The organism is Niveispirillum cyanobacteriorum, assembly GCF_002868735.1.
GTDB lineage: Bacteria > Pseudomonadota > Alphaproteobacteria > Azospirillales > Azospirillaceae > Niveispirillum > Niveispirillum cyanobacteriorum.
Map to the genome: position 1 here is coordinate 137,978 of NZ_CP025611.1, position 13,232 is coordinate 151,209.

14 protein-coding genes are annotated in these 13,232 nt (G+C 64.9%); 9 read left to right on the forward strand and 5 right to left on the reverse strand.

Annotation, left to right across the window (positions count from 1 at the left end; genetic code table 11):
* Positions 1–129 precede the first annotated feature (129 nt).
* Positions 130–1,047, forward strand: a complete 918-nt coding sequence (locus C0V82_RS00610; protein ID WP_102110676.1) for a diacylglycerol/lipid kinase family protein — start codon at positions 130–132, stop codon at positions 1,045–1,047.
* Here the strand turns inward: C0V82_RS00610 and C0V82_RS00615 are convergent.
* Positions 1,044–1,400, reverse strand: coding sequence for a hypothetical protein (locus tag C0V82_RS00615; protein WP_158659635.1), 357 nt, complete (start codon positions 1,398–1,400; stop codon positions 1,044–1,046). The genes C0V82_RS00610 and C0V82_RS00615 overlap by 4 nt on opposite strands.
* Positions 1,401–1,760: 360 nt before the next feature.
* On the opposite strand from C0V82_RS00615, the gene C0V82_RS00620 reads away from it, so the two are divergent.
* From C0V82_RS00620 to C0V82_RS00645, 6 genes are all read left to right on the forward strand, one after another.
* Positions 1,761–2,321: a F0F1 ATP synthase subunit delta gene (locus C0V82_RS00620; protein WP_102110678.1), complete on the forward strand. Its 561-nt coding sequence runs from the start codon at positions 1,761–1,763 to the stop codon at positions 2,319–2,321.
* Positions 2,321–3,850 (forward strand): F0F1 ATP synthase subunit alpha, encoded by a 1,530-nt coding sequence (atpA, locus tag C0V82_RS00625; protein ID WP_102110679.1) that lies wholly within the window; start codon positions 2,321–2,323, stop codon positions 3,848–3,850. The genes C0V82_RS00620 and atpA overlap by 1 nt, the downstream gene beginning before the upstream one ends.
* A gap of 42 nt (positions 3,851–3,892) precedes the next feature.
* Entirely contained in the window at positions 3,893–4,774 is an 882-nt protein-coding gene (locus C0V82_RS00630; RefSeq protein ID WP_102110680.1) for a F0F1 ATP synthase subunit gamma, read from the forward strand.
* A 48-nt stretch (positions 4,775–4,822) separates the two neighbouring features.
* The gene (gene atpD / locus C0V82_RS00635; protein WP_102110681.1) at positions 4,823–6,250 is read left to right on the forward strand and encodes a F0F1 ATP synthase subunit beta; all 1,428 of its coding nucleotides are present in this window, start codon (positions 4,823–4,825) and stop codon (positions 6,248–6,250) included.
* A 99-nt stretch (positions 6,251–6,349) separates the two neighbouring features.
* The gene (gene atpC / locus C0V82_RS00640; protein WP_102110682.1) at positions 6,350–6,778 is read left to right on the forward strand and encodes an ATP synthase F1 subunit epsilon; all 429 of its coding nucleotides are present in this window, start codon (positions 6,350–6,352) and stop codon (positions 6,776–6,778) included.
* Between the two features lie 182 nt (positions 6,779–6,960).
* Positions 6,961–7,779, forward strand: a complete 819-nt coding sequence (locus tag C0V82_RS00645; RefSeq protein WP_102113142.1) for an acyl-ACP desaturase — start codon at positions 6,961–6,963, stop codon at positions 7,777–7,779.
* A gap of 31 nt (positions 7,780–7,810) precedes the next feature.
* Here C0V82_RS00645 and C0V82_RS00650 read toward each other — a convergent pair whose 3' ends face one another.
* Complete coding sequence (locus C0V82_RS00650) at positions 7,811–8,380, reverse strand: hypothetical protein (RefSeq protein ID WP_102110683.1); 570 nt, start codon at positions 8,378–8,380, stop codon at positions 7,811–7,813.
* A gap of 140 nt (positions 8,381–8,520) precedes the next feature.
* On the opposite strand from C0V82_RS00650, the gene C0V82_RS00655 reads away from it, so the two are divergent.
* Positions 8,521–9,540: a patatin-like phospholipase family protein gene (locus tag C0V82_RS00655; protein ID WP_102110684.1), complete on the forward strand. Its 1,020-nt coding sequence runs from the start codon at positions 8,521–8,523 to the stop codon at positions 9,538–9,540.
* Here the strand turns inward: C0V82_RS00655 and C0V82_RS00660 are convergent.
* The 3 genes from C0V82_RS00660 to C0V82_RS00670 form a co-directional block, all read right to left on the reverse strand.
* Positions 9,509–10,921 (reverse strand): FAD-binding oxidoreductase, encoded by a 1,413-nt coding sequence (locus C0V82_RS00660; RefSeq protein WP_102110685.1) that lies wholly within the window; start codon positions 10,919–10,921, stop codon positions 9,509–9,511. The two genes, C0V82_RS00655 and C0V82_RS00660, sit on opposite strands and share 32 nt — an antisense overlap.
* Before the next feature lies 1 nt (position 10,922).
* A complete protein-coding gene (locus C0V82_RS00665; RefSeq protein WP_102113143.1) occupies positions 10,923–11,879 on the reverse strand; it encodes an L-threonylcarbamoyladenylate synthase in 957 nt (318 codons plus the stop codon).
* A 171-nt stretch (positions 11,880–12,050) separates the two neighbouring features.
* Positions 12,051–12,479 (reverse strand): VOC family protein, encoded by a 429-nt coding sequence (locus tag C0V82_RS00670; protein ID WP_102110686.1) that lies wholly within the window; start codon positions 12,477–12,479, stop codon positions 12,051–12,053.
* A gap of 91 nt (positions 12,480–12,570) precedes the next feature.
* Between C0V82_RS00670 and parA the strand changes: the two genes are divergently transcribed.
* Positions 12,571–13,209 carry a ParA family partition ATPase gene (gene parA / locus C0V82_RS00675; RefSeq protein ID WP_102110687.1) on the forward strand — a complete coding sequence of 213 codons (639 nt, stop codon included), beginning with the start codon at positions 12,571–12,573 and terminating at the stop codon, positions 13,207–13,209.
* Positions 13,210–13,232 lie beyond the last annotated feature (23 nt).

Consider the following 13,232-nt stretch of genomic DNA (forward strand, 5'->3'; position numbering starts at 1 on the left):
TATACCGCTTCATCTGGTGTATTGTCAGTCTGACTAATGGATATTTCTGCTGTGTGCGTAAAAACTTCTCCTGACTGTCATTGATATTACATTGCTACTTCATCGTTCCTTCATGGAGATGTACTGTAAATGTCACATGGCCTGGATCGTCAGGTGGCGATCATCTTCAATCCCGTCGCCGGTCGCCGCCGGCCAGGGCTGGTGGAGCAGGTGATGGCTTCCGCCACTGATGCCGGGGCCGTAGTGTCACTGCACACGACGGATGCGGCGGGCCATGCAACATCCATCGCCCGCGATCTGGCCCGGTCCGGCACTGCCGATGTCATTGTGGCCGCCGGCGGGGACGGCACCATCAATGAGGTGGTGAACGGCATGGCGGCCTCTGGCCTGTCCGACCTGCCGCCGCTGGGTGTGGTGCCGCTGGGCACCGCCAATGTCCTGGCCCACGAACTGGGCCTGACGGGATCGGCGGCGCGAATCGGGAGACAACTGGCCTTGGGGCCGGCCCGTACGATTCATGCCGGCATTGCCAATGGCCGGCTGTTCACCATGATGGCCGGGGTGGGGATGGATGCCCGTGTGGTCGCAGGTATCGACCCGACCGTGAAGCGGCGGATCGGCAAGGGCGCCTACGCGCTGGGTGGTCTGCGGGAGATTCTGGCGGGGCCGGCGCTGGATTATGATGTGGTGCTAACGGCGCCTGATGGTGGAATCAGCCGGCATAGGGCCGTCAGCTGTATCCTGTGCAAGGGTCATTTCTATGCCGGAACCTTTGTGCTGGCCCCCGACGTGCGGCTGGAGCAACCGCTGCTGCACGCGGTGCTGTTCACACGGCCGGGGCGGCTGGCGGCCCTGATCTATGCCGGCGCGATGACCCTGGGTCTGTTGCCCGGACGGTCGGACGTCCTGATCCTGCCGGCCATCGCTGCCCGGATCGAGGGGCCGGTGGCCGAACCGGTGCAAGGCGATGGCGACACCGTCGCCCGCCTGCCCGTCGACATATCTATATGGAAAGGCCGTCTGCGCGTGGTGGGTGGGGAAGATTAATCCGCCCTGCGCTTTGCCCGGTCCTCGCGGTCCGTCGGCTCCACATGGGCCAGACAGTCAATGATCTCCGGCCCCTGGCGGAACTGGAACCAGCCTTTGCCATCATGGAAGGACAGGCGGTAGGTGCCCTGGGCATCGCGCTCCAGCCGCAGGCTGGGGTCCTTCAGGCCCGGCAGCCAGACCAGAATCCAGTCGCGCTCGCGGGTGCTGGACCTTTCGGTCCGCTGCCATAGCCCACGGCGGCGCCGATCGGCCAGGATGGACTTCCAGGCGACCATGTCCATGGGGGTGAAGCGCTGGCGGGCAAAGGGCAGAATGACGCACATGGGCATGGCCTCGGACTTTGGTGGCACGGGTATCTCCGCACCTGGGGCCAGCCTGCTCCCTCACCCTTAATGCGGCCTTAATCCGTGGCAGTCCAAAAGCATAGGGCATGCGAAAGGTCAGGTTAGCCGCCTGCTGGGAAAATGCCATTTCGCAACTGCACAGCGTAATGATGCGACGAAGGTCGTAAAGCGGCGCGGTTGCTGGCCAAATCCAAGGGAAGCGGTGCAAAACCGCATACCCCCAATCCACAGGCGCGCTGTTGCGTAGGGGCTATGGCTGTGTTACATGCTCGCTCGCTCGACACCGGTGGGTTCTCCTCCGGGATGGCCGATCATTGCTAACGTCCTGAAATTATTCAGGTCCACGGACTTTAACCGAGGTTACCAGTGGCAACCGAAGGGACTGGCGTCTCCGAACTCGCCTCGCGCTATGCGAGCGCTCTGTTCGATCTCGCGGATGGGCAGCAGGCCCTGGACCAGACGGCCCAGGATCTGACGTCCATCAAGGCTCTGCTCGCTGAAAGCGCGGACCTCCGCCGCTTGATCGGCAGCCCGCTGCTCGCCCGCAACGAACAGGAGCGCGCTATGGAAGCCGTCCTGGCTGCGGCTGGCATCGGGGAACTCGTGCGCAAATTCGTGGGGCTGGTGGCGCGTAATCGCCGCCTCTTCGCGTTGCCGGGCATGATCGACGGGTATCTGGCCGAACTGGCCCGCCGCCGTGGCGAAAGCACGGCGCGCGTCACCGTTGCTCGTCCGCTGACGGATGCGCAGTGGACTGCCCTGGCCGCCGCCCTGAACAAGGGCGAAGGTTCCAACGTCAAGTTGGATGTGTGGGTTGATCCCTCGCTGATCGGCGGCATGATCGTCAAAATCGGTTCCCGCATGGTGGATAGCTCCGTGCGTACCAAGCTCAATAAGCTGAAACTCGCCATGAAAGGGGTTGGATAATGGAAATCCGCGCCGCTGAGATTTCCGCGATCCTGAAGCAGCAGATCGCGAACTTCGGCACCGAAGCCGATGTCGCCGAAGTGGGCCAGGTGCTGTCCATCGGTGACGGCGTGGCCCGTATCCATGGCCTGGACAAGGTCCAGGCCGGCGAGATGGTTGAATTCCCCGGCGGGGTCAAGGGCATGGCCCTGAACCTCGAAACCGACAATGTCGGTGTGGTGATTTTCGGTTCCGACCGTGCCATCAAGGAAGGCGACGTCGTCAAGCGTACCGGCGCCATCGTTGAGGTGCCGGTGGGCCGTGGCCTGCTGGGCCGCGTTGTCGACGGTCTGGGCAACCCGATCGACGGCAAGGGCCCGCTGACCGACGTGACCCGTCAGCGCGTGGAAGTGAAGGCCCCCGGCATCATTCCGCGTAAGTCGGTGCATGAGCCGATGCAGACTGGCCTGAAGGCGATTGACGCTCTGGTGCCGGTCGGCCGTGGCCAGCGCGAGTTGATCATCGGTGACCGTCAGACCGGCAAGACCGCCATTGCCCTGGATACCTTCATCAATCAGAAGGGCATCAACAAGGGCGACGACGAGTCCAAGAAGCTGTACTGCATCTACGTCGCCGTGGGCCAGAAGCGCTCCACCGTTGCGCAGATCGTGAAGACCCTGGAAGAGAACGGCGCGCTGGAATATTCCATCGTCGTGGCCGCCACCGCTTCCGAGCCGGCGCCGCTGCAGTTCCTGGCCCCCTACACGGGTGCGGCCATGGGCGAGTTCTTCCGCGACAATGGCATGCATGCCCTGATCGTTTATGACGATCTGTCCAAGCAGGCCGTTGCCTACCGTCAGATGTCGCTGCTGCTGCGCCGTCCGCCGGGCCGCGAAGCCTATCCCGGCGACGTGTTCTATCTGCACAGCCGTCTGCTGGAACGCGCCGCCAAGCTGAACGACGCTAATGGCAATGGTTCGCTGACGGCACTGCCGGTCATCGAGACCCAGGCCGGTGACGTTTCCGCCTACATCCCGACGAACGTGATTTCGATCACCGACGGCCAGATCTTCCTGGAAACGGGCCTGTTCTATCGCGGCATCCGTCCCGCCATCAACGTCGGTCTGTCGGTGTCCCGCGTGGGCTCCGCCGCACAGATCAAGGCGATGAAGCAGGTTGCCGGCACCATCAAGCTGGAACTGGCCCAGTATCGTGAAATGGCTGCCTTCGCGCAGTTCGCTTCCGATCTGGATGCCACGACCCAGCGTCTGCTGAGCCGCGGTGCGCGCCTGACGGAGCTGCTGAAGCAGCCCCAGTTCAAGCCGATGCCCGTGGAAGAGCAGGTCGTGTCGATCTTCGCCGGCGTGAAGGGCTATCTGGACAAGATCCCGACCAACGACGTGAACCGGTTCGAGGCTCGCTTCCTGGATGAAATCCGGGCGAAGGGCGCCGACATCCTGGCCGCGATCCGCAATGAGAAGGCGATTTCCAAGGAAACCGAAGAAAAGCTGAAGGCTTTCCTCGAAGGTTTCGTCAAGGTTTTCGCCTGATCCAAGTCCCGTAAGGGGCCTCATTGAGAGCATAGGGCTGTCATGCCGAGCTTGAAGGACATCCGAAACCGGATCGCCAGCGTCAAGTCGACGCAAAAGATCACGTCGGCCATGAAGATGGTCGCGGCCAGCAAGCTGCGCCGCGCCCAGGAGCAGGCTGAAGCGGGCCGGCCCTATGCTGAACGCATGGGCCGGATGCTGGCTTCGCTGGCTGCCAACGTGGCCGGCGGTCCCGGTGGCCCCCGCCTGATGACCGGGACGGGCAGCGATCAGACCCACCTGCTGGTGGTGATGACGGCTGACCGTGGTCTGGCGGGCGGTTTCACCAGCTCCGTAGTGCGCGACACCAAGCGCGCCATCCTGCGCCTCCAGGCCGAGGGCAAGACCGTGAAGCTGCTGACCGTGGGCCGCAAGGGCCGCGATCTGCTGCGTCGCGAGTTTCCCTCGCTGATCGTCGCGACGTTCGAGGAAGTGGGCAAGAAGAAGCTCTCCTTCGCCGATGCCGACATGGTGACCGCGAAGATCCTGGAGCTGTTCGACGCCGGTCAGTTCGACGTCGCCACGATCGTCTACAACAAGTTCAAGTCGGCGATGACCCAGATCGTCACCTTCCAGCAGGTGGTGCCGTTCGCGGCTCCCGAAGCGGGTGACGCCCCGGTCGAAGCCGGCGCCGTTTACGAGTTCGAGCCGAGCGAAGAGGCCATCCTGGCCGATCTGCTGCCGCGCAATCTGGCCATCCAGGTCTATTCCGCCTTGTTGGAGAGCGCCGCGTCGTTCTTCGGCTCGCAGATGACCGCCATGGACAATGCCACGCGCAACGCCGGCGAGATGATCAAGAAGTACACGCTGGTCTACAACCGCACCCGCCAGGCTTCGATCACGAAGGAACTGATCGAAATCATTTCTGGCGCGGAAGCGTTGTAAACCCACCCGCATTCACGACGAAGTCAAGGTTCCGAGGGAGCTTACCCCATGGCTAACAACAGCAACGCGGTCGGCCGCATCACACAGGTTCTTGGTGCCGTCGTGGACGTGCAGTTCAACGGCGAACTGCCGCCGATCCTGAACGCGCTGACCACCCAGAACGAGGGCAAGACCCTGGTTCTGGAAGTCGCGCAGCATCTGGGCGAGAACACCGTCCGCACCATCGCCATGGACACGACCGACGGTCTGGTCCGTGGCGCCGAGGTGGTGGATACCGGCAACTCGATCCTGATGCCCGTCGGTCCGGCCACCCTGGGCCGCATCCTGAACGTCATCGGCGAGCCGATCGACGAGCGCGGCCCGGTCGGCAACGACAAGGTCCTGCCGATCCACCGTGACGCTCCGGAGTTCGTTGAGCAGGCGACCGACGCCGCCCTGCTGATCACCGGCATCAAGGTCATCGACCTGCTGGCCCCGTACCTGAAGGGCGGTAAGATCGGCCTGTTCGGCGGCGCCGGCGTGGGCAAGACCGTGACCATTCAGGAACTGATCAACAACGTCGCCAAGGCGCATGGTGGTATGTCGGTGTTCGCCGGCGTGGGTGAGCGTACCCGCGAAGGTAACGACCTGTACCACGAAATGATCGACGCTGGCGTTATCAAGACCGACGGCCCGGGCTCCAAGGTGGCCCTGGTGTATGGTCAGATGAACGAGCCGCCGGGTGCCCGCGCCCGCGTCGCCCTGTCCGGCCTGACCATCGCCGAATATTTCCGCGATGAAGAAGGCCAGGACGTGCTGTTCTTCGTGGACAACATCTTCCGCTTCACCCAGGCGGGCGCCGAAATGTCGGCACTGCTGGGCCGTATCCCGTCGGCCGTGGGTTACCAGCCCACGCTCTCCACCGACATGGGCGGCCTGCAGGAGCGCATTACCTCGACCAAGAAGGGCTCGATCACGTCCGTGCAGGCCATTTACGTGCCCGCCGACGACTTGACCGACCCGGCCCCGGCCACGTCGTTCGCCCACCTGGACGCCACGACCGTGCTGTCGCGCTCCATCGCTGAAATGGCCATCTTCCCGGCCGTGGACCCGCTGGACTCGACGTCGCGCGCCCTGGATCCCCGCATCGTCGGTGAAGAACACTACAACACCGCCCGCAAGGTTCAGCAGGTGTTGCAGCAGTACAAGGCCCTGCAGGACATCATCGCGATCCTGGGCATGGACGAACTGTCGGAAGAGGACAAGCTGGTCGTGGCCCGTGCCCGCAAGATTCAGCGCTTCCTGTCCCAGCCGTTCCATGTGGCCGAAGTGTTCACCGGCACGCCGGGCGTTCTCGTGGCTCTGGAAGACACCATCAAGGGCTTCAAGGGTATCGTGAACGGCGACTACGACCACCTGCCGGAAGCCGCCTTCTACATGGTCGGCACCATCGAGCAGGCCGTGGAAAAGGCCCGCAAGATGGCCGAGGCCGCCTAAGTTCCGCTCCCGCCCCTGCCGTCGGCTATGCCGGTAGCAGGGGCAGGTGCACGGGAGGGGGCGACCCCTCCTTGACGCGTTTTGCTAGGGTTTCAAGCCATGGCCGACAAGGTTGAATTCGAGCTGGTGTCGCCGGAAAAGCTGCTGGTGTCGCAGCCGGTGCATATGGTGGTGGTGCCGGGGGCCGAGGGCTTCCTGGGCGTCCTGCCGGGCCATGCCCCGATGATCGTCACGGTGAAGCCGGGCATCATCGACATCTATGCCAATGACATGGCGACGATCACCCAGCGCATTTTCGTAGCGGGTGGATTCTGCGAGATCACCGGTGCCCGCGTCACCATCCTGGCTGAGGAAGCGTCCGATCTGGACGCCGTCCGTGGCCTGGACCGCGCCGCCCTGGAGAAGCAGCTGGCTGACCTGTCCGAAGACCTGGCGGATGCTAAGTCGGACGGGGAGCGCCACACGCTGGAAGGCAAGGTCGCCATCGTGCAGGCCAAGCTGGACGCCCAGTCCGGTACGGTGCACTAAGCGGCTTGATCGGCACCCGGAACCGCGTCACATATGTGTCACGTTTCCGGGGTGATGCGAGCGATTATCACGGGGGCGCCTTGCGCCCCCGTTGCTTTTTCAGGCAACCCGGCCCATCTGTCAGCAACCGCGCAGGCCCCATGGCCGGCGCGCTTTCAGCAGCGAAGTGGATGAATATCGTCATGGCGAATTCGCATTGGACCATCGAGGGCCTGCCCTGGGACAAGCTGGACCAAGCCAAAGCGTCACCCGACATGCTGAAGCTGGCCAAGGCGGCGGCCCTGGTCGAATATAACGGCCATATCTATGCCGACTATCTGTGCAATGTCTTCCGCGAGGACCCCGTCTTCTGCGACGTGGTCCGGCAATGGGCCATTGAGGAGGTGCAGCATGGCGAGGCCCTGGGCACCTGGGCGTCGCGCATCGATCCCTCCTGGGATTTCCAGGCAGCAGTGAAGCGCTTCCGCGACGGGTACCAGATCGACATCGATGCCATGGAGAGCAAGCGCGGCAGCCGCGCCGGTGAACTGGTCGCGCGCTGCATCGTGGAGACGGGCACGTCCAGCTATTACACGGCCCTGGCCGAGGCGACGGAAGAACCCGTCTTCAAGCAAATCTGCAAGCATATCGCCGCCGACGAGCTGCGCCATTACAAGCTGTTCTATGACCATCTGAAGCGCTACCTGGAATCAGAGAAGCTGAACCGGGTGCAGCGCCTGATGGTCTGCCTGTCGCGCATCAATGAGACGGAGGACGACGAGCTGTCCTACGCCTTCTACGCCGCGAATTACTGGACCCGCCCCTATGAGCGCGTCGAGAATAATGCCGAGTATACCAGCCTCGCCTATTCCTTCTACCGGCCCCACCATGTTGATCGCATGGTTGGCATGGTGTTCAAGGCGTCGGGCCTGAAGCCGCATACCTGGCTGCACAATTGGGCGGCCAAGTTCGCCTATAAGCGCATGCATCAGAAGGCCGAAACGGCGCGTCTGGCGGCGTGATCAAGGGGGGCGAGAAGCCCCCCTTTTGCTGTCAATGCAGCCGCTGCGATACCGGGGCTTCGATGGCCAGACGGGGTTCATCCTCGTCCATACCGTCGCGCAGGATATCCAGCAGCCGGCCCGCATCCGGCGTGCCCCCAAGCGTCTCGCACAAGCACCCCATCAGTTCGGGCACCATCTGCATCAGGGCGGTGTTGCCCGGCAGGAAGCGATGCAGGATCAGGCCATTTTCGACCGCATCCAGCATCAGGCTGGCCGCCGGTCCGGCCATGGCCAGGATCGGGGGCAGGGGCATCTGCTCTGGCGCCACGCCCGTGCTGGCCAGCGCGCGCATGTTGCGCTCCATGATGAAACCGCTGGCGGGGCCATCCACCACCGTCAGGGCGGCGTTGGTGCCGGCCTGTTCCAGAAGCACGCGGCGCAGCTTGCGCAGGGCGGCAATGGCGGCGGCGGTCCGGTCGGCTTGGCCGCTGGCGCGCTGGCCCGCAGCGTTAAAGGCGGTGCGTATCAGGGCCGGGATGGGATTGGGTACCTGTTGGGTCTGGGTCTGCTGGGTCGTCATGGCGCGATCCTCCTTCACGAAGCGATGCCCCTTGGTCATCGGCGCGCCCTCGCGGACCCCAACATGGGCATCCGTGGCGTCGCCTGTCTTGTGACGTGGTGTGTCGTGAGGATTGCTTCAAGGGTCGGCGGCGGAACCATTCCGGGGTATGATGTGGCACCGCAACATGAGGGGCCGACATGGTACTGAAGCAGATCATGCGTCGGCTGGGCCGTGCCCAGTCGCCGATGGCGGCCCCAAAGCCATCGAATAAGCCCGCGGGCACGGCGCTGGCACTGCAGGGTGGTGGCTCCTTGGGGGCCTTTACCTGGGGCGTGCTGGACCGGTTGCTGGATGAACCTGGATTCGCACCTGTCCGCCTGTCCGGTGCCTCCGCCGGTGCGGTCAATGCGGTGGCCTTCGCCAGCGGCTGGGCAAAGGGTGGGGCGCCGGGCGCGCGCGATGCGCTGGACCGTGTCTGGCGGCGGGTGGGGGAATGTGGGGTCGGCGCTCTGGGCTTCTGCCCGACCTGGGCCAGTAATGGCATCACCCAAGCGGTGAACAGCGCCGCCTTTGCCATGGCGACCCGGCTGTTTTCGCCCTACGCCCTGAACCCGCTGGGGTTCAACCCGCTGCGGTCGATCCTGGTGGAGGAGGTGGATTTCGCGAACCTCACCCTGCCTACCGCCCCCGCGTTGCTGATTTCCGCCACCCGGGTGCGCGACGGACAGCCGCGCCTGTTCGGCAATGGGGAGATCGGCGTCGAACAGCTGTTGGCCTCCACGACCCTGCCGACCCTGCATCAAGCCGTGGAGATTGATAGCGAGGATTACTGGGATGGCGGCTACACCCTGAACCCGCCCATCCGCGCCCTGCTGAACGGACCTTCTGTGGGAAGGTTGCTGGTGGTGCAGGCCATGGCCAACTGTACCGATGACACGCCGCGCACAGCGGCGGCGATTCGCGACCGTCTGAACCAGATCACCTTTTCCCGGCCGCTGGAGGCGGAGATGGAGTTGGTACGCGAGGTGCTGAAGCGCGGGGAGGGGCCGGAACAGCTAGACCTTCTATCCATTGACCCGCAGGACCCGACCTTGGGCGACCTGAACGGTCTGCGCATCGATATGGACTATCTGCTGGCGCTCAAGGCGCATGGGCGGGCACAGGCGGGGGAGTGGTTGGCGGAGACTAACGCACCAACACCTTTCCCGGATTCATAATCCCGTCCGGGTCCAGCATCGCCTTCATCTTCCGCATCAGGTCCAGTTCCACCGGGTTCTTGATGCGGGCCAGTTCTTCGGCCTTGTGATTGCCGATGCCATGTTCGGCGCTGATGCTGCCGCCATGGGCCAGGACCTGTTCATGGACGATGTCGCTGATGGCATGGGCGTGTGCCAGATAGGCGGCGCCCTCCATATCCACCGGGCGGCCGATATTGAAGTGGATATTGCCGTCGCCGGCATGGCCGAACGGGTAGGGCCGGATGCCGGGCATATAGGCGGTGACGGCGGCGATGGTGGCGGCAAGGAAGTCGGGGATGCGGCTGACCGGCACGGACACGTCAGTATGGACCGCTCCGCCGATCTTGCGCCCGATCTCCGGCAGGCTCTCGCGGATCAGCCAGAGTTTGCGTTGCTGTTCCATGCTGTCGGCGAAGATGGCATCGGTGACCAGCCCCTGATCCAGCGCCGTCTCCAGCACCGCCTCCACCTGACCGCGCAAAGCCGGCCCCGCCATGCCGCTGCTGGCCTCCAGCAGCACATACCAGGGCGAGGGGGCCGATAGAGGGTCCTGGTCACGGCCCAGGATTTCCCGCGATCCATCAAAGGCAAAACGCGGCATCAGTTCGAAGGCCGACAGGCTGTCGCCTGTGCCGGTGCGGGCCAGTCCCAGCAGGGCGACGGCGGCGGCCGGGCTGGGCACGGCCACCAGGGCGGTTTCGACCTGGCGCGGGCGCGGGAAGAGCTTCACCGAGGCGGCAGTGATGATCCCCAGGGTACCTTCGGCGCCTAAGAACAGGTGCTTCAGGTCGTAACCGCTATTGTCCTTGCGCAGGGTCCGCAACCCGTTCCAGACCCGCCCATCGGGCAGCACCACCTCCAGGCCCAGGACCAGATCGCGAGCATTGCCATAGCGCAGGGTCAGGATGCCGCCGGCATTGCTGGACAGGTTGCCGCCCAGCATGCAGGTCCCTTCCGCCCCCAGCGACAGCGGGAAATAGCGGTCCGCCGCCTGTGCCGCCGCCTGGATATCGGCCAGGACGCAGCCGGCTTCCGCAATCATCGTATAATCGGTGGCATCCAGGGTGCGGATGCGGTTCAGGCGGCCCAGGTTCAGCAGGACGGCGCCTGTTCCCTTCTCGGCGATGGTTCCGCCGACTAGCCCGGTATTGCCCCCCTGCGGCACGATGGGCACTCGGGCCTCGGCGCAGAGCCGCACGATGGCGGCCACTTCTGCCGTTGATCCGGGGCGCAGGACGGCCACGGGGTGGCTTTCCTCCCGCTGGCGCCAGTCGAAGGCATAGGGCGCCATGTCGGTGCCGGTCAGGACATGAGCGGGGCCGATCAGATCGGCCAGGGCGGAAAGCAGGTCGGTGCTCATCTCAGGTCCTGGGTGCAGCCGCACGGCGGAGACGGTCATTGATGGCCATGCCAAGCCCCTTGTCGGGGACCGGCATGACGGCGATGCCCGACAGGCCGGGCCGGTCCAGGGCGCGCAACATGGCGAACAGGTTGGAAGCCGCCTCCGTCAGGTCGCCATTGTTGGACAGGTTCATACGTACAGCTCCGCCGCGCAGGAACTGGTCCGGTCCGAAAGCCAACAGCGCCTCATCATCCCGTACGGTCGTCGCGTCCAGCCGCACGGGCAGGCCCGGCGCATAATGGCTGGTCATCATGCCGGGTGCCTTCACCCCGTCCGCCGCCGTGGCCAGATCGACGGGACCCAGCACGTTTTCCAGCTCTTCCCGCGTCACCGAACCGGGACGTAGCAGCAGCGGGCGTTCACCCGTCAGGTCCAGGACGGTCGATTCGACACCGATGGAGCAGCGCCCCCCAGCCAGGATCAGTTTCAGCCGGGCGCCACCACCCTCGGGAAACTCCTCCACCACATGCATGGGGGTTGTCGGGCTAACATGGCCCGAGACATTGGCCGATGGGGCGGCCAGGGGACGACCCGACGCCTGGATCAGGGCGCGGGCGACCGGATGGGCGGGGCTGCGTACCGCCACCGTGTCCAGCCCAGCGGAGACCAGCAACGACAACGCCGCATCGGTGCGGCGCGGCAGGACCAGGGTCAGGGGACCGGGCCACCACATCTCCATGGCGCGGGCGGCGCGGTCATCGATATGGACCAAAGTCGCCGCCGCTGTCTCATCGGCGACATGCACGATCAGCGGGTTGAAGCTGGGTCGACCCTTGGCGGCGAAGACGGCGGCCACTGCCGCATCATTGCCGGCGTCGCCAGCAAGCCCGTAAACCGTCTCCGTCGGCATGGCGACCAGTCCACCCGCTGCCAGCACCTCGGACGCCTGCGCATAGGCATCCGGCCCCGGCGGCAGTACACGCGGTCGGTCGGGATGCGGCGGCGGGGCCGGCACCTCATGGTGATGGTGACTGGGGTCGTCGCAGCAATGATCGTGGGGCACGGGATCGGTCCTGAAAATCTCACCCGCCACGATAACGGTGGCGGGCGGCCCGATCACGGGCTTTCCACGCAAAGCCCGGCTGCGTCATTCCACACCCGGCTTCAGCGAGAAGACGATGCCCCAGCCATCCGGGTCCTCGAAACAGACCGCCCGGTTTAGCCAATAGGGGTTTTCCGGCCCTACCGGAACGCCACCCCGCGCCTGTATGGAGGCCGACACGGACAGAAGGTCGTCGCGGCTATCGACATAGAGCACCAGCAGATTGTCGCGCGAGGGCGCGGCGCAGGGGCTGCCATCCTTATGCTGGGTGAATTCCAGATGCGTGTCCCAGCCGGGAAGGCCGATCAGCACCCCGTCATAGCCGGCATGGGTGCCGTCATCCACCCAGCCGCCGATCACCGACAGACCGATCACATCGCGGTAGAAGGCGGTGACCTCCTTCAGCCGGTCCGTGGGCCGCGCGATGCGTACGCGGGTGATAGGAAGATGGTTGGGCCATGGCGTGCTGGTCATCGATCTGCCTCATGCTGCGGTGCGGCGCTTGCCGCCCGTCGTTCATGTGGGCACACTGGCGTTCAGAACAAAGGGCGGCAAGGGGCAGGATATGGCGGGGCGGGTCATCACCATCGCGCAGCAGAAGGGCGGGGCGGGCAAGACGACGCTGGCCATCCATCTGGCCGTCACCTGGGCGCGGGCCGGCAAATCCGCCGCCCTGGTCGATATCGATCCGCAGGGCAGCCTGTCCTACTGGTACGCGCAACGGGAAGCGACCCTGGGCGCCGATGCCACGGGCATCACGCACCTGCAGATATCCGGCTGGCGCACGCAGCGGGAGGTGGAGCGGCTGGCCAAGACCCATGACGTGGTGGTGATCGACAGCCCGCCCCATGCTGAAACGGACGCGCGCATCGCCGTGCGTACCGCCGCCCTGGTGGTGGTGCCGGTACAGCCAAGCCCCATGGACCTCTGGGCCACGCGCCCCACACTGGATCTGGCGCGGGTGGAAAAGCGGCCTGTGATGCTGGTGATGAATCGCGTACCAGCGCGGGGCAGGCTACTTGATGCGGTGGCGGCGAAGGCGGCGGAACTGGGCGTTCCAGTGGCGGCCGAAAGCCTGGGCAACCGTATCGGGTTCGCGGGATCCCTGATGGATGGCCTGACGTTGGCAGAAACGGACCCGAAGTCGAAGGGCGTGGAGGAACTGGAGGCGCTGGCCGCCGAAATCTGGACGGCACTGGACTGATATCCGGGGCCGCAGGTGGCCCG